The organism is Stenotrophomonas sp. 96582_Sma (assembly GCF_056480905.1).
In genome coordinates, this window is sequence record NZ_CM151122.1 from 3854118 (window position 1) to 3873247 (window position 19130).

Below are 19130 nucleotides of genomic sequence, written 5' to 3' on the forward strand. Positions count from 1 at the left end.
CCAAGCCCATGCTCGGCTGCCATATGCGAAGCCTCTCAGCCGAGCATGGCTCGGCTCTACCGAAGATCATTCCGATCATTCTTTCGTTCATCCACGCATGGCGTGGATCTACCGTGTCGACCAAGGTCGACACCCACCAGTGCAATATGCCGTTCCGACAGATCGCAGGAGACTGTCGAGGGCGGGGTGGGTCCGGTTGCGGGGGCGTGAGCGCCATGGATGGCGCGACCGAGCTTACATGGATGTACTTGCAGCGTCCCCCGCAACCGGACCCACCCCGCCATCCCTCAGGAAACCCGCTTCTGCTCTGGCTCCGGCTCGTAGCGGGTGCAGGGCGCAGCCCTGCATCAAACCCACCCCGTTACTTCTTCAGGAAGTTGTCCACCAGCAGATGCTTCACGTCGTCGAAGCGGCCGTTCAACACCGCCTTGGCCGCATACAGCGCGGTACCGGCCACCTGCTTGGCCTCGATCTGCGGCGGCATCACCAGCTCGGCGCGGCTGGTATGCACGTCCAGCAGCGCCGGGCCGCGCTGCGCCAGGAAGTCCTGCACCGCCTCCTCCAGATCCTCGCTGCGGGTCACCGTGCGGCCGTGGAAGCCGATCACCTCGGCCAAGCGGCCGAAGTCCGGGTTCTTCAGGTCGGTGTAGTTGTCCAGCAGGCCTTCCACCTTCTGCTCCAGCTCGACGAAGTTCAGCGAGCCATTGTTGAACACCACCACCTTGATCGGCAGGTTCTCCTGCACGGCCGTCAACAGATCGCCCAACAGCATCGCCAGGCCACCATCGCCGGACAGCGAGATCACCTGCCGACCCGGGAACGCCTTCTGCAGGCCCAGTGCCTGCGGCATCGCGTTGGCCATCGTGCCGTGCAGCAAGCTGGTCAGCGTGCGGCGGCGGCCGTTGACACGGATGTGGCGCAACACCCACACCATCGGCGAGCCTCCGTCGGCGGTGAACAGTGCATCATCGGTGGCGTACTTCGACAGCAGCGCGGTCAGGTGCTGCGGATGGATCAGCTCGCCCTCACCGGGCTGCTCTTCCTTCTCGCGCTTCTTCAGTGCCTTGTCACGGCGCTCGATGCACTCGTCCAGGAAACTGCTGTCCTCGCGCGGCGGCAGCATCGGCAGCAGGGCATCCAGCGTCGGTGCGATATCGCCGACCACGCCGAGGTTCACCGGATGGCGGCGGCCGAGGTGGCTACCATCGCGGTCGACCTGGATGATCGTGGCCTTGTCCGGATAGAACTGGCCCCAGGCGAAGTCGGCGCCGAGCAGCAGCAGCGTGTCGCATTCCATCAGCGTGTGGAAGCCGGATTCGATGCCGAAGATGCCGGTCATGCCCATGTTGTACGGGTTGTCCGGCTCGACGAAATCCTTGGCGCGCGAGGTATGCGCGACCGGCGCCTGCAGGCGTCGTGCCAGTTCCAGCAGCTGCGGGTGTGCGCCCTGGCAGCCGGCGCCGGCATAGATGCCGATGCGCTTGCCCTGCCCCAGCAGCTCGGCGATGCGCTGCAGTTCGGCGTCGGACGGGCGCAGCACCGGCTGGGTGTAGTGCACCGAGAACGGCACATCGTGCTTCACCTCGGCCTCGCTGATGTCAGCCGGCAGGATCACTACGGCGACGCCGCGACGGCTGATCGCGGCCTGGCAGGCCAGCGCCACCACGCGTCGCGCCTGTTCGGCACTGTGCACCTGCTCGCAGAACACCGTGCAGCTGCCATACACCGCCTTGAAGTCCACTTCCTGCGGGAACTCCATGCCCAGCTCGCTGGTGACGATCTGGCTGGCGATCAGCACCATCGGCGCGCGGTTGCGATTGCTCTCGAAGATGCCATTGATGAAGTGCAGGCCACCGGGCCCACAGGAACCGGCGCAGGCGGTCAGTTCGCCACTTACCAGCGAATCGGCACCGGCGGCGAATGCGGCCACTTCCTCATGCCGTACGTGCACCCAGGCGATGTCACTGCCATGCATCGCATCGGTCACATGATTGAGCGTATCGCCCACGATGCCGTAGCAACGGCGGACACCAGCCTGCCGCAGGGCGTCCACCACGATTTCGGCCACGCGCTTGCTCATCGGATACATCCTCGAACGGGGGAACATCCGAGGCTAGACCCGATGAAGTGATGCCACCGCAAAAAAAAGGGGACGGAGGGAATTAAGTCGTTTGTGCCGTTAACGACTTAATTCCCTCCGTCCCCTTTTTTCTTCAATCGTTGACGTTGATCCAGCCCACCACCGCGCCCTGCTTCGGGTTGCGGTAGCGCAGCTTCATCCAGCCATCCTGTTCATCCAGCATCTCCACGTGGTCGCCCTGCACCAGATAACGCTTGGTGCTGGATGCACCGGGTCGGTCGAACAGGAACAGGCGCGCTGGCACCACGGTGGCCTGCTGGCCACGCAGCGGCCCATTCGGCGGTGCGCCCAGGCCATCAGCGATGGCGGTCTCCAGCACACGACCGGCGGGATCATAGGTACGCCAGACCGCCAACGGGCCCTGCTCGTCGCTCTGTTCCCATTGCAACGCGGCGTTCACCGTGTCGCCCAGCATCAGAACGCTTTCGCTGCGGTAGAGATAGAGCTTCGCACCTGCAAACCGGTACTGGTCGGCGTACCACATCGGGCCACTGCGGCAGCTGCTGGTCAGGGTTCGAGTGGCAGCATCCACGCTCAACCCCATCAGGTCACCGCAGCTGTCCTTGCCATGGGTGTCGGCCTGCAGCGCGCGGAACCCGGCACTGGCCGGGTCGAAGCGGTACACCGCCACCGCCTCGTTGACCATGCCCACCGATGCACGCGCGACCAGTTCCGGATATCCATCGAAATCGACGTCTTCCAGCGACCATCGCGAATTGCCATCGGCATCCGCCGCACCCGCCAGCGTCTGGCGCTTGCCTGACGGTGACAGCTGCACTGCGATGCTGCCGTCCTGCTGGGGATCGGCATGCGCCTGCACATGCGCGGCCACCTGGAAGCGTAGCGTTTCGCTATCGTCCCCACGCGCCTGCGCCGTCGGTGCCAGCACACCTGCCAATACCAGGCCCAGCAGGCATTCCCTGTAGTTCATCATCGCTCCCTGCGGCACCGCGGCGGCACCTTCAACTCAGAACGATACCTCGACCGCTTGCCGCGACCACAGCACCGATTGATGCTTGGTCTGCTGCTTCCACGCCAGGCGGATGGCTTCGATATCGGTACGGCGCTGCGGGGTGTCCTCGTGCAGCACCACCAGCACCTTGGTGCGCAGGCGGTTGGGCGAGGCATCGCCGCGGAACAGCCACTGGCCATAGGCATCGAACACGGTCAGGCCATCCGGGAAGCGCGGGGTCACTTCCTTGTCCAGGAAGGTGCGCCACTGCGTCTCGCTGATGGTGTCGGCCTGCGGACGGTTGCCGGCGCCCTGCTCCTCGCCCACGCCGAAGTACAGCTCACTGCGCACCCAGCCGTGGCCGGCGGAGGGGCGGGCGGCATCGCCCTTCAGTTCGGCGGTGGTGGCCGTGGCATAGGCGCTGGGCGCCTGCGAGGACAGGCTGGCGCAGCCACTGGTGGCCAGCAGCACGGCGAAGACGAGGCCAAGGTGTTTCATCGGTACAGCTCCGGGGAAGGGGGACAAGGCGAGCCGGCAGCGTACAGCGCCACCGGTCCGGCGTGCTGATGCCAACGGGGCATCAACTCATGCCGGACCGGCAGGGGCTTGCATCGGCACCGGCCATCACGCGAAGATAATATATCGCTTCATCCGGATGGATGTAAGTGAAACTATCTCCCCCCCTTCCCCGTCGTCGTTGTTGCTGGAGCCCCCATGTCCATCCGCCTGCCCGCGTCGCCGCTCGGCCTCGCCATCGCCCTCGCGCTTTCCTCCACCGCCGTCCCGGCTCTGGCCCAGGACGCTACCAACCTCGACACCGTGATCGTCACCGGCACCCGTGCCGCCGACCGCACCGTGCTCGAATCCACCTCGCCGGTGGACGTGCTCACCGCCGAGGACATCCGCAAGGCCGGCGTGGTCAACGGTGAGCTGGGCAGTGCGCTGCAGGCGCTGCTGCCGTCGTTCAACTTCCCGCGCCAGTCCAACTCCGGCGGCGCCGACCACGTGCGCGCCGCACAGCTGCGTGGCCTGTCGCCGGACCAGGTGCTGGTGCTGATCAATGGCAAGCGCCGCCACCACACCGCGCTGGTCAACACCGACAGCAAGATCGGCAAGGGCACCACGCCGGTCGACTTCAATTCGATCCCGGTCAGCGCGATCAAGCGCATCGAAGTGCTGCGCGACGGCGCCGGTGCGCTGTACGGCTCGGACGCCGTGGCCGGCGTGATCAACGTGATCCTCGACAACGGCGGCGACGGCGGCGAGATCGAGGCCAGCTACGGTGCCAACCACACCGACCTCAAGCCGATCGGCCGCACCCTCACCGACGGCCAGACCGGCAACATCAGCGCCAAGGTCGGCACCTCGCTGGGTGAGGACGGCGGCTTCCTGCGTGTCGGCCTGGAGTACAAGCACCGCAACGGCACCAACCGCGCCGGCTTCGACCAGATTCCGCCGTGGGACCAGACGCCGGACAACCTGGCGCTGCAGGGCAAGCGCAACTATGTGCTGGGCGATGGCAAGAGCAAGGACATCAACCTGTGGCTGAACACCGAAATTCCGGTGGGCCAGACCTCGACGTTTTACGCGTTCGGCACCTTCAACCAGCGTGATACCGAAGGCGCGAACTACTTCCGCTATCCCGATGGCGATGCCAACTGGAAGCAGGTCTATCCGAACGGTTACCGGCCGATCTCCGAAGGCGAGAACCGAGACGTGCAGGCCGTGGCCGGCGTGCGCGGCCAGTGGGGTGAGTGGAGCTACGACGGCAGCCTGGATTACGGCCAGAACGACTTCACCTACCGCCTGCGTGATTCGCTCAACGCGTCGCTGGGCCCAACCAGCCCGACCCGCTTCAAGACCGCTGACTACGAGTACGCACAGACTGTGGGCAACCTCGATCTGAGCCGCGTGTTCACCCAGAGCGACAGCATCAGCCACACCCTGGGCCTGGGCGTGGAAGCGCGCCATGAGCGCTACCAGACCCGCCCGGGTGACCCGGCCAGCTACGCCGCAGGCCCCTACACCGATCGCCCGACCGGCTCGCAGGCCGGTGGCGGCCTGACCCCGCAGGATGCGGCCCGCCTGTCGCGCGATGTCGCCAGCGCCTACGCCAGCCTGTCCAGCCAGTTCGGCGAGAAGTTCTCCACCGATCTGGCCGCGCGCTACGAGCACAACGACGATTTCGGCGGTGAACTGACCGGCAAGCTCGGCCTGCGCTATGAATTCACCCCGGCGTTCGCGCTGCGTGGCGCCATCTCCAACAACTTCCGTGCGCCGTCACTGGCGCAGATCGGCTACGAATCCACCTCCACCGGCTACAACGCCGGCGGCCAGCTTGTGCAGGGCCGCCTGTTGTCGGTCAACAATCCGATCGCACGTGGCCTGGGTGCGCAGAATCTGAAGCCGGAAAAGTCGATCAACACCTCGCTGGGCTTCACCAGCCGCATCGGTGAGCACTTCGACCTGTCGCTGGACTTCTTCCAGATTGACATCGACGACCGCATCGCGCTGTCGGAAAGCATCACCGGCGCTGCACTGACCGACTACGTGGCGGCCAACTACGGGGTCACCGGCCTTCAGAGCGCCAGTTTCTTCGTCAACGCCGCCGATACCCGCACCCGCGGTGCCGAGCTGGTGAGCAACTGGCGGCAATCGCTGGGCGATGGCCAGCTGCTGCTGACCGGCACCTACGCGTACACCAAGACCACACTGAAGAACGTGCTGGCCACGCCGGCACAACTGCGTGCACTGAATCCGGACTACGTGCTGTTCGGTATCGAAGAGACCAATACCCTCACCGATGCCACGCCGCGTACCCGTGGCAGCTTCTCGGCCGCCTGGAGCAACGACCACTGGTCGCTGAGCACCCGCGTGAACCGCTATGGCAGCGCCACCCGCGTGTTCAACTTCGGTGACGGCTACATCCCGCGCCAGACCTACCAGGCCGAATGGCAGCTGGATGCCGAAGTCGAGTACCGCATCACCCCGCAGTGGAGCGTGGCCATCGGTGGCCAGAACCTGACCGACAACTACCCGGATCGATCCAACAGCGATATCCACTACTTCGGCAACCTGCCGTACGACGTGCTGTCGCCAATCGGCAGCAATGGCGCGTACTACTACGGCCGCGTCCGCTATACGTTCTGATTCATCAGTCCGGTAGTGCCGGCCGCTGGCCGGCAACGTCACGGTCCATGGATGCACCCTGAGGTTGCCGGCCAGCGGCCGGCACTACCCTGATTCGTAGCCTGCCCTCGACCCCACGTACACGCCCACGCTGGCAAGCTGGGCGTCATGGCTGAACCGCTCCCCCTGCGTCCGCCACCGCCATTGCTGGATGACGCCTGTGCGTTGTTCCTCGATGTCGACGGCACTCTGATCGAATTCGCTGCACGCCCGGATGCCGTGCAGCTTCTGCCGGATGTGCGTGAAGCCATCGGCCGTATCAGCGACCGCCTGGAAGGTGCCGTGGCACTGGTCAGTGGTCGCCCGCTTGAACAGCTGGATCAACTGTTCGCTCCCCTGAAATTGCCCGCCGCCGGCCTGCATGGCCACGAACTGCGCGGCGAAGACGGTCGCGTCCTGCGCGACGAACACGACGACGACACCGCCGAGTGGCTGCACGCGCTGCACCAGCAGGCGATGCGCTTTGCCCATGGCCATCCCGGCGTGCTGGTGGAAGACAAGGGCGTCGGCCTGGCGCTGCATTGGCGCGGTGCGCCGCACGCGGCAAGTGATGTGCGCGCCTTCGCCGACCGCCATGTGCGTGGCCGTGCCAGCTATCGCCTACAGCCCGGTGACCATGTGGTCGAATTCGTTCCGGTCGGCACCGACAAGGGCCGTGCCGTGCGCCGGATGATGCAGTACCTGCCGTTCCGCGGCCGCCTGCCGGTATTCCTCGGCGATGACCTGACCGATGAGTTCGGCTTCGACGCCGCCAATGGCCAGCATGGCTGGAGCGTACTGGTAGGCGAACGGGAACCCAGCAAAGCCGTGTTCGCGCTGCCCGACATACGCAGCGTGCACGCCTGGCTGCGTGAGAATGCCTATTGACCCGGCCACCCCACGGCCGCAACCGAGATGTACCGCGTGATGACCCAACCCGATCTTGATCTGGGCGTGGTCGGCAACGGCAGCTTCGGCGCCCTGGTCGACAAACGTGCCCGCGTTGTCTGGAGCTGCCTGCCCACCTTCGACGGCGACCCCACCTTCTGTGCCCTGCTCGGCCCCAACCAGCAGACGGGTGGCGACTTCGCCATCGAGCTGGAGGACTTCGCGAGCAGCGAGCAGGAATACCTGACCAACACCGCGATCCTGCGTACCGTGCTGCGCGACGCGCACGGTGGTGAACTGGAAATCCTTGATTTCGCCCCGCGCTGGCGCCAGAACGACCGTTTCTACCGACCGGTCAGCCTGATCCGCCAGGTACGACCACTGGCCGGCAGCCCACGCATCACCGTGCACGCACGGCCACTGGCCGACTGGGGCGCACGCGTGCCCGAGTCCACCTGGGGCAGCAACCACGTGCGCTGGGTCCTGCCCGAACACGTGCTGCGGCTGACCACCGACGTGCCGGTGCGCTTCATCCGCGATGGCCTGCCGTTCGTGCTCAACCATCCCATCCACCTGATCCTGGGCGTGGATGAATCGCTCAACCGCTCGATCAGTGGCTATGTGCAGGAAGCCTTCCAGCGCACCCGCGACTACTGGCGCGAATGGGTGCGCTACCTGTCCATTCCACTGGAATGGCAGGACGCGGTGATCCGCAGTGCGATCACCCTGAAGCTGTGCCAGTACGAGGACAGCGGCGCGATCATCGCGGCAATGACCACCTCCATTCCGGAAGCGCCCGGCAGCGTGCGCAACTGGGACTACCGCTACTGCTGGCTGCGTGATGCCGCGTTCGTGGTGCGCGCACTGAACCGCCTCGGCGCAACGCGCACGATGGAACAGTTCCTCGGCTACATCTTCAACCTGGCCACCACCGATGGCACGTTGCAGCCGCTGTATGGCATCGGCTTCGAGGCCAAGCTGGACGAGGACGAAGTACCCAGCCTGTCCGGCTACCGTGGCATGGGCCCGGTGCGGCGCGGCAACCTGGCCTGGGTGCAGCGCCAGCACGATGTCTACGGCAGCGTGGTGCTGGCGTCCACGCAGTTGTTCTTCGACCGGCGCCTGCAGGACCCGGGCGATGCGCACACCTTCGCCCGCCTGGAACCCTTGGGTGAACAGGCGTTCGCCCTGCACGACGTGCCTGATGCCGGCCTGTGGGAGTTCCGCGGCCGCACCGAAGTGCACACCTACACCAGCGCGATGTGCTGGGCCGCCTGCGACCGCCTGTGCAAGATCGCCGTGCGCCTGAAGCGCGATGACCGCGCCCACTACTGGCGCGAGCGTGCCGACACCATCCATGCGCGCATCATGGCCGAGTCCTGGAGCGAGGAGCTGGGCCACTTCACCGACACCTTCGGTGGTCATCGGCTGGACGCCTCGTTGCTGCTGCTGGCCGACATCGGCTTCATCGACGCGATGGATGCGCGCTTCATTGCCACCGTCGACGCCATCGGGCGCGACCTCAAGCATGGCAACTCGCTGTACCGCTATATCGCGCCGGATGACTTCGGCGAACCGGAAACCAGCTTCACCATCTGCACCTTCTGGTACATCGATGCGCTGGCGGCAATCGGGCGCATGGACGAAGCACGCGGGATGTTCGAGCTGCTGCTGAAACAGCGCAACCACCTGGGCCTGCTGTCGGAGGATCTGGCCTTCGACAGCGGCGAGGCCTGGGGCAATTTCCCGCAAACCTATTCGCACGTCGGCCTGATCACCGCCGCGATGCGCCTGTCGCGGTCCTGGCAGGAGGCATCGTGAGTCGTCTGGTGGTGGTTTCAAACCGTGTGGCCGTACCGGGCGAGAACCGTGCAGGCGGCCTGGCGGTGGGCCTGCTGGCCGCGTTGAAGGAACGTGGCGGCATGTGGTTCGGCTGGAGCGGCAAGAGCGTGCGCGACGGCAGCGGCACGCTGCACACGCAGAAGGATGGCGATATCGAATTCGTCACCCTCGACCTGAGCAAGCGCGAGGTGGATGGCTACTACAACGGTTTCGCCAATCGCACCCTCTGGCCGTTGCTGCACTTCCGCCTGGATCTGGTCGACTACGACCGGGGCACCCGCGAGACCTACCATAAGGTCAACGCGCTGTTCGCCGACAAGCTCGCGCCGCTGCTGCGCGAGGACGACATCGTCTGGATCCACGACTACCACCTGATCCCGCTTGGTGCGCTGCTGCGCGAGCGTGGCATCGGCTGCCGCATCGGTTTCTTCCTGCACATCCCGATGCCGTCGGCCGACCTGCTGCAGGCCATGCCCGACCACCTTCGGTTGTTCTCCGCGCTGTACGCCTACGATCTGGTCGGCTTCCAGACCCAGCGCGACGCCGATCGCTTCCAGACCTACCTGCGCCTGTTCGGCGGCGGCCGCGTGCTCGACAACGGCGAGCTGGAAGCACCGGGCGGGCGCCGCTTCCGTGCGGCGGCGTTCCCGATCGGTATCGACACCGAGCTGATCGCGCGACAGGCCGGCACCGCCGCCACCAAGGCCGCTGTGAAGAACCTGCGCAACAGCCTGCGTGACCGCCAGCTGGCGATCGGCGTGGATCGCCTGGACTATTCCAAGGGCCTGCCCGAACGCTTCCTCGGCTTCGAGCGCTATCTGGAGCGCCATCCGGATCAGCGCGGCTCGCTGACCTACCTGCAGATCGCCCCGGTCTCGCGCGGCGATGTCACCGAGTACCGGCAGCTGCGCAGCCAGCTGGAACAGATCGCCGGCCACATCAACGGTGGGCACGCCGAACCGGACTGGACGCCGCTGCGCTACGTCAACCAGAACTTCACCCATGCCACGCTGACCGGCTTCTACCGGGCGGCGGCAGTGGGCCTGGTCACGCCGCTGCGCGATGGCATGAACCTGGTAGCCAAGGAGTACGTGGCGTCGCAGGACCCGGAAGACCCCGGCGTGCTGGTGCTGTCGCTGCTGGCCGGCGCCGCCGACGAACTCAAGCAGGCGCTGCTGGTGAACCCGCATGATCTGGACGGCGTGGCCGACGCCATCGCCACCGCGGCAACGATGTCGCTGCGCAGGCGCAAGGAACGCTGGCACGCGATGATGGAGCACCTGCGCACCTACGACATCAACCACTGGCGCCGCAGCTACCTGGACGCGCTGGAAGGCTGACGAGGCCGCGCCTGTAGCGTCGAGCCTGCTCGACTGGCTCTTGTAGAGTCGAGCCATGCTCGACTGCTATCGGCAGGGAAAAAAAAACAGTCGAGCATGGCTCGACTCTACAGAAGGCCGGCGATCAATCCAGGAACCGCGCGGCCTGCTCCGGTGCGGGCAGGTAACAGGCATCATGCCGCCCGAACCAGCGGTAGCGGTTGCGGGCCAGCGCGCGGTATGCGGCATCACGCCAACTGCGCGGCAGCACGCGCAATGCACCGGTCAGGCGCCAGGCGCCGCCCAGCCCCGCCAGCACGCGAAGGATCGCATCGGTATCGGTCCAGGCGCCCTGTTCGTCCAGCAGCAGGAACGACATCGGGTCCTGCGGGTCCAGCCCATGCGCGCGCAACATCGCACTGCCCTGCGCGCCCTGCATCGCCGCAAAGCGGTAGCGGCCCTTGCGGTCGAAACGCAGCAGGAAGCGCACCCAGCGGTTGCACAGCGCGCACACGCCATCGAACACGATCACCGCGCTGCCGGCCTCGGCGGCGGAATCACTGCGGTTCGAGCCAGCCTTCATAGCGGATCAGGGCTCCGGCCCAGGGCAAGGTCACATCGACCAGGAAAGTGTAACGCTCACCCTGCCAGGCTTCGCGGCAACGCACACCACCAAACCAGCGCCTCGGCAGCGGCAGCAGCCCGAACGCCCAGACCCGCCGCACCGACCAGTCGATGCCACCCTCGCGGGCCTGCAGGTCGAACTCGAAGCGCGCTGCGCCCAACTGCTCGCGCAGGTATCCCTCGTGTACCCACAGCCGCGACACCATCGGCCAGCGACCGAATCGTCGTGCCCATTGCTCGCCCTGCCCGTGTGCACTGAACGCCACTTCGGTGGGCAGCGCGTCGCCGTCCTTCGGCAACTGCGCCAACGCGGCCAGCAGCGGCACCAGCCAGTGCCGCCCTCTCACGATGCGCGCCTGCCCCACGTAGCGGCAAGGCAACGGCACGGCATGCAGCGCCTGCACCGGCGCGGCCAGGGTGGCGAAGGCCGACCCCAGCACGCGCGCGAACAGCGGCGAGGTCAGGGCGCGATCCAGGCCAGGGTCGCCATGCGCCCGGTGCGACGGTCGCGCCGGTGCGAATACAGGTCCGGATCGGCCATCGTCGACACCGTGCCGCCATAGACCTGCGCCGGATCCATCCCCGCCGCCTGCAACCGCTGCCGCGCCAGCGCGAACAGATCCACCTTCCAGTGCCCCTGGCGTGTCGCCACAAACGCCGCCTCGGCCGCCGGATCATGGCCGACGAAGGCGTGGAAGACCTCTTCGCCGATCTCGTAATCGGCCGGTCCGGCCGCCGGGCCCAGCCAGGCGCGCAGCTGCGCCGGCGGGGTGTGCATGGCGGCCACGGTGGCCTCCAGCATGCCGTCGGCCAACCCACGCCAGCCGGCGTGCGCAGCGCCCACCTCGCTGCCATCGACGGCGGCGAACACCACCGGCAGGCAGTCAGCGGTCAGGATCGCCAGCACCACGCCCGGCACCGAGGTCACCGCGGCGTCGGCTACCGGTTCGCTGGCACCGGCCACTGGCGGCGCGTTGAAGTGCAGCACGGTACTGCTGTGCACCTGGCGCAGCCAGTGCGGTGCCGACGGCAGCGCCAGCCCCTGCTGCAGCAGCTGCCGGTTGTGCTCCACGTTGGCCGGGGTATCACCATCGGCCGCGTGCCGGTTGCCCAGGTTGAACTGCGCGAACGGCGCCGGCGAAATGCCCGCACCGTGCCGACGCGTGGTCAGCGCATGGACGCCCGGAGGCGCCGGCCAGTCCGCCTGCAGCAAAGGCAACGCGGCGGCCATCACCAGCGGTCCCGCTCGCGTGCGGCGAAAGCTTCGCTGTCTTCGCGCAGCACCTTCATCAGGTGCAGCATGTCGTCCGGCACCGGCGCGGTGTTGCGCACCGGCTCACCGGTGATCGGGTGCGTGAACTCCAGGGTCTCGGCGTGCAGGGCCTGGCGCTTGAAGCCGCGCAGCGCGGCTACCAGCTCATCGCTGGCGCCCTTGGGCAGCTTCAGCGCACCGCCGTACAGCGGGTCACCGATGATCGGATGGCGCACATGCGCCATGTGCACGCGGATCTGATGGGTACGGCCGGTTTCCAGGCGGCACTCCAGCGCGGTGTGCGCACGGAAGCGCTCGCGCAGGCGGTAATGGGTGATCGCTTCCTTGCCGTCCTCGCGCACGGCCATCTTCAGGCGGTCGCGTGGGTGGCGGTCGATCGGGGCATCGGCGGTACCGCCGGCCACCAGCGCCCCCATCACGATGGCCAGGTACTGGCGGTGCACGTCGCGCGCGGCCAGCTGCTCGACCAGTGCGGTCTGCGCTTCCAGGGTCTTGGCCACCACCATCACGCCGCTGGTGTCCTTGTCCAGGCGGTGCACGATGCCGGCGCGCGGCAGCACCGCCACCGACGGGTCGCGGAACAGCAGGGCGTTGACCAGGGTGCCGCTGTGGTTGCCCGCGCCCGGGTGCACCACCAGGCCGACCGGCTTGTTGATCACCAGCAGGTGCTCGTCCTCGAACAGCACGTCCAGCGGGATGTCCTCCGGCTGGGCGTCGGTCTGGGTCTCGAGCACCACATTGAGGGTCACGAGCTCGCCGCCGCGCAGCGGATCGCGCGGGCGCACCTGGGCGCCGTCCAGCAGCACCTCACCGGCCTTGATCCACTCGGTCAGGCGCGAACGCGAGTATTCGGGGAACAGTTCGGCCACCACGGCGTCGAAACGACGGCCGGCAGCGGTGTCGGGGACGATGGCATGGCGGGCCGATTCAGAGGGTTGTTCAGACATGGCAGGGGGCATTCTTTGAAATTTTGGGGTCCCGGCGGCCGGTTTCAGTCGCTGGACAGGACACTAGGCTATCATCGACCCTTCGTATTCCAGCCGCGTCCCGCCTCGACCCCATGATCCGACGCTCCGCCATGCTCTCCGCGCCCGTCCGCCTCACCGCCCTGCTGCTGGTGCTGGTCATCGCCGCCACCGGCTGCCACCGTGGTGCCAAGAAGGGGGATCGCCCCGATGAAGGGACGCCGGTCGAACAGTTGTACGAGAAGAGCCACAAGCTGATGCAGGGTGGCAACTGGAGCGGCGCTGAAACCAGCTTCCGCCGCCTAGTGGCCCAGTATCCGTACGGTCCGTACACCGAACAGGCGATGATCGAGACCGCCTACGCGCAGTACAAGGCCGGCAAGCACGATGACGCGGTGTCCAGCATCGACCGCTTCATCCGTACCTACCCGACCCATCGCAACATCGCGTACCTGTACTACCTGCGCGGCCTGGCCAACTCCAACCGCAGTACGGTTTTCCTGCGCCGCGTATGGTCGCTGGATGCCAGCCGCCGCGACCTGTCCACGCCGCACCAGGCGTATTCGGACTTCAACATCGTGGTGGACCGCTACCCGAACAGCCGCTACGCCGCCGATGCGCGCCAGCGCATGCTGGAGCTGCGTGACGTGTTCGCCCAGCATGAGCTGGACAACGCCCTGTACTACATGCGCCGCGGCGCCTGGGTCTCGGCCGCCGGCCGCGCCAACTACCTGCTGGAAACCTACCCGCAGAGCGCGTTCCAGTACGACGCCGTGGCTGTGCTGGCCGATTCCTACACCCACCTGGGCAACAAGACCCTGGCCGACGATGCCCGCCGCGTCCTGCAGCTGAACCAGCCGGACCACCCGTGGCTGGAAGGCAAGTGGCCGAAGTACCCGTGGATGATCCGCAAGCTGAACCCGTTCGCCGGCGAAAAGTCCGCCAGCACCGGCCAGCGCAACGCGCGACTGGAAAAGAAGTAAAAGAAGGCCCCGAAAGGGGCCTTTTCTTTGTCGGCAGATCCACGCCATGCGTGGAGGGTTCGTGCGCCCATGGACCACGACACTAGGAATTCTACGAATTCCCGGCGGATGCGACGCCGGTCGCATCCCGCTCCGGCGACGCCCTCCACACTGCGGCGCAACGGCCATCCCGGCCGTGAAGGAGCGCCCCATGACCCTACCGCCCCGCCGTTTCCGCCCCCTCGCCTGCCTCCTCGCCACCGCCCTGCTGGCGCTGTCCTCGGCACCCCTGGCTGCCGCACCGGGTGCACCGGGCGATCTGCTGTCTGCTGCCCCCTATCGCGCGTCATGGGTGCCGTCCAAGGCTGTGCAGGCCTACAAGCTCCACTACCGCACCCCGGATCTTCGCGGCCAACTGGCCGAAGGCACCGGCCTGCTGTACCTGCCCGCCGGCGCGGCTCCAGCGGGCGGCTGGCCGGTGGTGTCCTGGGCACATGGCACCCAGGGCATCGCAGATCGCTGCGCGCCCTCGGTGTCCGGCCCCTACCAACCCGAACGCGACGGGCGCTTCCTCGATCAGTTCCTGGCCCAGGGCTATGCGGTGATCGCCGCGGACTACCAGGGGCTCGGCAGCCCCGGCGAGCATGCCTATCTGCACGTCCGCACGGCCGCGCGCAATGCCATCGACCTGGTCAAGGCCAGCCGCCAGTACCTGGGCAACGCAGCGCTGTCGCCGCGCTGGGTCTCGGTCGGTCATTCACAGGGTGGCGCTGCAGCCCTCACAGCCGGGCATCTGGCGCCCACCTATGGTGGCCCTTCCCTGCACTACCGCGGCAGCTTCACCACCGGCACGCCCACCGCCGTCGAGCTGACTGCGCTGGTGATGAAGCCGGACAACCGCACCGCCAATCCTGGCGCGCTCAACGCGTATCACGCGTATCTGCTCGACGGTCTTTTGCAGGTTGCGCCACAGATCGACCGCGTCCTCAGCGACACCGGTCGCGCCCGCGTGGCAGTGGCACGCGAACAGTGCCTGGGCGAATTGGCCACCACGCTGGACGGTGCAGATACCGGCAGCATGTTCACTGCACCGCTGACCAGCGTGCCGGGCATCTGGGCGGTGCTGTACGACTATCTCGGTGTACCGCGCCGCGGCTTCAGCCAACCGCTGATGCTGGGCCACGGCAGCGAGGACCGCGATGTGCCCTATCTGACCACCCTGCTGTATGCCGCAGGCCTGGCCCTGCGAGGCGAGCCGGTCGCGTTCCGGCGTTACCCGGTCGACCACCGCGGCACGCTGGATGCGGCGGCGGCGGATGGCCTGGCGTTTGTGCGGGCACGACTGGGGGACGGACGCTTCAACGACGCTGCGGAAACTGCCAGCCTCGAACAGCTGCTTGAGGACGCCCAGTAGATCCACGCCATGCGTGGATACGCGGTATGCGGGGTTGCCGGCCAGCGGCCGGCACTACCGGACGCAGTAGAGCCACGCCATGCGTGGATACGCGGTATGCGGGGTTGCCGGCCAGCGGCCGGCACTACCGAACGCAGTAGATCCACGCCATGCGTGGATACGCGGTATACGGGGTTGCCGGCCAGCGGCCGGCACTACCGAACGGAGTAGAGCCACGCCATGCGTGGATACGCGGTATAGGGGGTTGCCGGCCAGCGGCCGGCACTACCGAACGCAGTAGATCCACGCCATGCGTGGATACGCGGTATACGGGGTTGCCGGCCAGCGGCCGGCACTACCGAACGCAGTAGAGCCACGCCATACGTGGATACGCGGTATGCGGGGTTGCCGGCCAGCGGCCGGCACTACCGAACGCAGTAGAGCCACGCCATGCGTGGATGCGCGGTATACGGGTTGCCGGCCAGCGGCCGGCACTACCGAACGCAGTAGAGCCACGCCATGCGTGGATGCACGGTACACGGGTTGCCGGCCAGCGGCCGGCACTACCGAACGCAGTAGATCCACGCCATGCGTGGATACGCGGTATGCGGGTTGCCAGCCAGCGGCCGGCACTACCGGATGCAGTAGAGCCACGCCATGCGTGGATACGCGGTATGCGGGGTTGCCGGCCAGCGGCCGGCACTACCGAACGCAGTAGATCCACGCCATGCGTGGATACGCGGTATGCGGGGTTGCCGGCCAGCGGCCGGCACTACCGGACGCAGTAGAGCCACGCCATGCGTGGATGCGCGGTATACGGGTTGCCGGCCAGCGGCCGGCACTACCCGCCAACCGCAGCTTCAGCCCTTGTAGCCGTTGCTGATCGGGTAACGACGCTCGCGGCCAAATGCCCGGCGCGAGACCTTCGGCCCCGGCGCGGCCTGGTGCCGCTTCCACTCGCTGATGCGCACCAGGCGCAGCACCCGGTCGACCACGGCCGCGTCGTAACCGGCCGCAACGATCTCCGTGCGCGACTGCTCCTGGTCGATGTAGCGGTACAGGATGCCGTCCAGCACGTCATAGGCCGGCAGCGAATCCTGGTCCAGCTGGTTCTCGCGCAGCTCGGCCGACGGCGGGCGGCTGATCACGGCCGATGGGATCACCGGCGCGCCGCCCACGGTGTTGCGCCACTTGGACAGCCCGAACACTTCGGTCTTGTACAGGTCCTTCAGCGGCGCATAGCCACCGCACATGTCGCCGTAGATGGTGGCGTAACCGACCGCGTATTCGCTTTTGTTGCCGGTGGTCAGCAGCAGGCCACCGAACTTGTTGGCCAGCGCCATCAGGATCACGCCACGGCTGCGCGACTGCAGGTTCTCTTCGGTCACGTCCGGCGCAGTGCCTTCGAACATCGGCGCCAGCGATTCCATCAGGCCCTTGAACGCCGGCTCGATCGATACCGCCTCCAGCTTCACGCCCAGTGCCTGGCACTGTTCGGCGGCCAGGTCGTTGGACAGGCCCGCGGTATAGCGCGACGGCAACCGCACGGCGGTGACGTTTTCCGCGCCCATCGCGTCCACGGCCATGGCCAGCACCAGCGCCGAATCGATGCCGCCGGACAAGCCCAGCCACACCTTCTTGAAGCCGTTCTTGCGGCAGTAGTCCTGGATGCCACGGGTCACTGCGCGCCAGGCCAGCGCGTCCATGCTCTCGTCGCCATCGTCCATCCACACGTGCGGCATGAAGCGGCGGCTTTCACCGTCGTACTCCACCACCAGCCACTGGTCGACGAAGGCGGCGGCGGCCGGGTGCACGGTGCCGTCGCCATCGGCCACCACCGAGGCGCCGTCGAACACCAGCGCGTCCTGGCCACCGACCACGTTGAGGTAGGCGATCGCCGCCCCGCTCTCACGGGTGCGTGCGGCCAGCACCGCATCGCGCTGGGCATGCTTGCCACGCTCGTAGGGCGAGGCATTCGGCACTACCACCAGCTGCGCACCGGCGCGCACGGTGTCGGCCAGCGGCTCGGCGAACCACAGGTCCTCGCAGATCAGCAGGCCGACCGGAATGCCGTTGACCTCGAACACGCAGCTGCCGCCATCCGGATCGACATCGAAGTAGCGGCGCTCGTCGAACACCGCATAGTTGGGCAGCTCGCGCTTGCGGTAGGTCTGCTCGACCAGGCCGTCACGCAGCACGCTGGCGGCGTTGTAGACCACCGCACCGGCCGCCTGCGGCCAACCAACCACGGCGGTGATGCCACGGCAGGCAGCAGCGATGCGGGCCATCGCCTGCTCGCACTCGTACAGGAAGCCCGGGCGCAGCAGCAGGTCTTCCGGCGGATAACCACTCACCGCCAGCTCGGGGAACATCACCAGCTCGGCGCCGTACTCGTCGCGCGCCTGGCCGATCATCTCGATGATGCGCTCGGTGTTGCCGGCGACATCGCCGACCGGGAAGTCGAACTGCGCCATCGCGATGCGGATCGAAGCCATGGGAATCCAGCCTGTGGTTGCAATGTGCCCATTGTAGCGCTGCGCCATGCGCGCGCCGGGCGCGCTCACTGCGTGGACAGCCCCGGCTCAGTAGATCCACGCCATGCGTGGATGGGGTTACCGGGATGGTCAGGGCACCAGACGCAGAAAGGCCGCCCGGAGGCGGCCCTTCTGTTTGAAGCAAGAGCGTCAGTCGAGCATGGCTCGACTCTACACAAGCGATCTTATTTCACCAGCTTGGCGATGGCAGCGCCCAGGTCGCCCGGCGAGCGGACGGTGACAACACCGGCAGCTTCCATGGCAGCGAACTTGCCTTCAGCAGTGCCCTTGCCGCCCGAGGCGATCGCACCGGCGTGGCCCATGCGCTTGCCGGCCGGAGCCGACGCACCGGCGATGAAACCGACGACCGGCTTCTTCACGTGGTTCTTGATGTACTCGGCGCCGGCTTCTTCAGCGTCACCGCCGATTTCGCCAACCATGATGATGCCTTCGGTCTGCGGGTCTTCGTTGAACAGCTTCAGGCAGTCGACGAAGTTCAGGCCGTTGATCGGGTCACCACCGATGCCGATGCAGGTGGACTGGCCCAGGCCGACTTCAGTGGTCTGCTTGACCGCTTCATAGGTCAGGGTGCCCGAACGCGACACGATGCCGATCTTGCCCGGCTGGTGGATGTGGCCCGGCATGATGCCGATCTTGCACTCACCCGGGGTGATGACGCCCGGGCAGTTCGGCCCGATCAGCACGGTGTCCGGATGCGAACGGGTCAGCACGTTCTTGACGCGCAGCATGTCCAGCACCGGGATGCCTTCGGTGATGCAGACGATGACCTTGATGCCGGCAGCAGCGGCTTCCAGGATCGCGTCGGCCGCGTACGGCGGCGGCACGTAGATGACCGAAGCGTTGGCGCCGGTGCTCTGCACGGCGTCGGCAACGGTGTTGAAGACCGGCAGGTCGATATGGGTGGTGCCACCCTTGCCCGGGGTCACGCCGCCAACAACCTGGGTGCCGTACTCGATCATCTGAGTGGCGTGGAAGGTGCCCTGCTGGCCGGTGAAGCCCTGCACGATCACCTTGGTGTTCTTGTTAATCAAAACAGACATGGGAATTCC

Annotated in this window: 15 protein-coding genes; 6 read left to right on the forward strand and 9 right to left on the reverse strand. The window is 66.9% G+C overall.

Annotated features, from left to right (window positions below; translation table 11 throughout):
- Positions 1–361: 361 nt before the first annotated feature.
- The 3 genes from ACZK2R_RS18060 to ACZK2R_RS18070 form a co-directional block, all read right to left on the reverse strand.
- Positions 362–2080, reverse strand: a complete 1719-nt coding sequence (locus ACZK2R_RS18060) for a thiamine pyrophosphate-dependent enzyme (protein ID WP_180837821.1) — start codon at positions 2078–2080, stop codon at positions 362–364.
- Positions 2081–2213: 133 nt separating this feature from the next.
- Positions 2214–3071 carry an XAC2610-related protein gene (locus ACZK2R_RS18065; protein ID WP_125892751.1) on the reverse strand — a complete coding sequence of 286 codons (858 nt, stop codon included), beginning with the start codon at positions 3069–3071 and terminating at the stop codon, positions 2214–2216.
- A 36-nt stretch (positions 3072–3107) separates the two neighbouring features.
- Entirely contained in the window at positions 3108–3590 is a 483-nt protein-coding gene (locus tag ACZK2R_RS18070; protein ID WP_125892749.1) for a DUF3574 domain-containing protein, read from the reverse strand.
- A 216-nt stretch (positions 3591–3806) separates the two neighbouring features.
- Here ACZK2R_RS18070 and ACZK2R_RS18075 point away from each other — a divergent pair, with 216 nt between their 5' ends.
- From ACZK2R_RS18075 to otsA, 4 genes are all read left to right on the forward strand, one after another.
- The gene (locus ACZK2R_RS18075; RefSeq protein ID WP_180837820.1) at positions 3807–6242 is read left to right on the forward strand and encodes a TonB-dependent receptor plug domain-containing protein; all 2436 of its coding nucleotides are present in this window, start codon (positions 3807–3809) and stop codon (positions 6240–6242) included.
- A 147-nt stretch (positions 6243–6389) separates the two neighbouring features.
- Entirely contained in the window at positions 6390–7148 is a 759-nt protein-coding gene (gene otsB, locus ACZK2R_RS18080; RefSeq protein ID WP_032128814.1) for a trehalose-phosphatase, read from the forward strand.
- Between the two features lie 39 nt (positions 7149–7187).
- Positions 7188–8969 carry a glycoside hydrolase family 15 protein gene (locus ACZK2R_RS18085; RefSeq protein ID WP_180838175.1) on the forward strand — a complete coding sequence of 594 codons (1782 nt, stop codon included), beginning with the start codon at positions 7188–7190 and terminating at the stop codon, positions 8967–8969.
- Complete coding sequence (otsA, locus tag ACZK2R_RS18090) at positions 8966–10330, forward strand: alpha,alpha-trehalose-phosphate synthase (UDP-forming) (RefSeq protein ID WP_032128815.1); 1365 nt, start codon at positions 8966–8968, stop codon at positions 10328–10330. Before ACZK2R_RS18085 ends, otsA begins: the two co-directional genes overlap by 4 nt.
- 124 nt (positions 10331–10454) lie before the next feature.
- On the opposite strand, the gene ACZK2R_RS18095 is transcribed toward otsA, so the two are convergent.
- From ACZK2R_RS18095 to rluD, 4 genes are read right to left on the reverse strand one after another with little or no spacing between them, the layout of a single operon-like run.
- A complete protein-coding gene (locus ACZK2R_RS18095; RefSeq protein ID WP_032128816.1) occupies positions 10455–10892 on the reverse strand; it encodes a thiol-disulfide oxidoreductase DCC family protein in 438 nt (145 codons plus the stop codon).
- Positions 10867–11373, reverse strand: a complete 507-nt coding sequence (locus tag ACZK2R_RS18100) for a DUF4166 domain-containing protein (protein ID WP_180838174.1) — start codon at positions 11371–11373, stop codon at positions 10867–10869. Before ACZK2R_RS18100 ends, ACZK2R_RS18095 begins: the two co-directional genes overlap by 26 nt.
- 20 nt (positions 11374–11393) lie before the next feature.
- On the reverse strand, positions 11394–12164 hold the full coding sequence (gene pgeF, locus ACZK2R_RS18105; RefSeq protein ID WP_180838173.1) for a peptidoglycan editing factor PgeF: 771 nt from the start codon (positions 12162–12164) through the stop codon (positions 11394–11396).
- Positions 12164–13153 (reverse strand): 23S rRNA pseudouridine(1911/1915/1917) synthase RluD, encoded by a 990-nt coding sequence (rluD, locus tag ACZK2R_RS18110; RefSeq protein WP_180838172.1) that lies wholly within the window; start codon positions 13151–13153, stop codon positions 12164–12166. Before rluD ends, pgeF begins: the two co-directional genes overlap by 1 nt.
- 113 nt (positions 13154–13266) lie before the next feature.
- On the opposite strand from rluD, the gene ACZK2R_RS18115 reads away from it, so the two are divergent.
- Together ACZK2R_RS18115 and ACZK2R_RS18120 are read left to right on the forward strand one after the other, a co-directional pair.
- Complete coding sequence (locus tag ACZK2R_RS18115) at positions 13267–14154, forward strand: outer membrane protein assembly factor BamD (protein WP_110713341.1); 888 nt, start codon at positions 13267–13269, stop codon at positions 14152–14154.
- Between the two features lie 190 nt (positions 14155–14344).
- Positions 14345–15547, forward strand: coding sequence for a lipase family protein (locus ACZK2R_RS18120; RefSeq protein WP_180838171.1), 1203 nt, complete (start codon positions 14345–14347; stop codon positions 15545–15547).
- 839 nt (positions 15548–16386) lie between these two features.
- Here the strand turns inward: ACZK2R_RS18120 and ACZK2R_RS18125 are convergent.
- Together ACZK2R_RS18125 and sucD are read right to left on the reverse strand one after the other, a co-directional pair.
- Positions 16387–18021, reverse strand: a complete 1635-nt coding sequence (locus ACZK2R_RS18125; RefSeq protein ID WP_180838170.1) for an NAD+ synthase — start codon at positions 18019–18021, stop codon at positions 16387–16389.
- Positions 18022–18245: 224 nt separating this feature from the next.
- Entirely contained in the window at positions 18246–19121 is an 876-nt protein-coding gene (gene sucD, locus ACZK2R_RS18130; protein WP_005410793.1) for a succinate--CoA ligase subunit alpha, read from the reverse strand.
- Positions 19122–19130 lie beyond the last annotated feature (9 nt).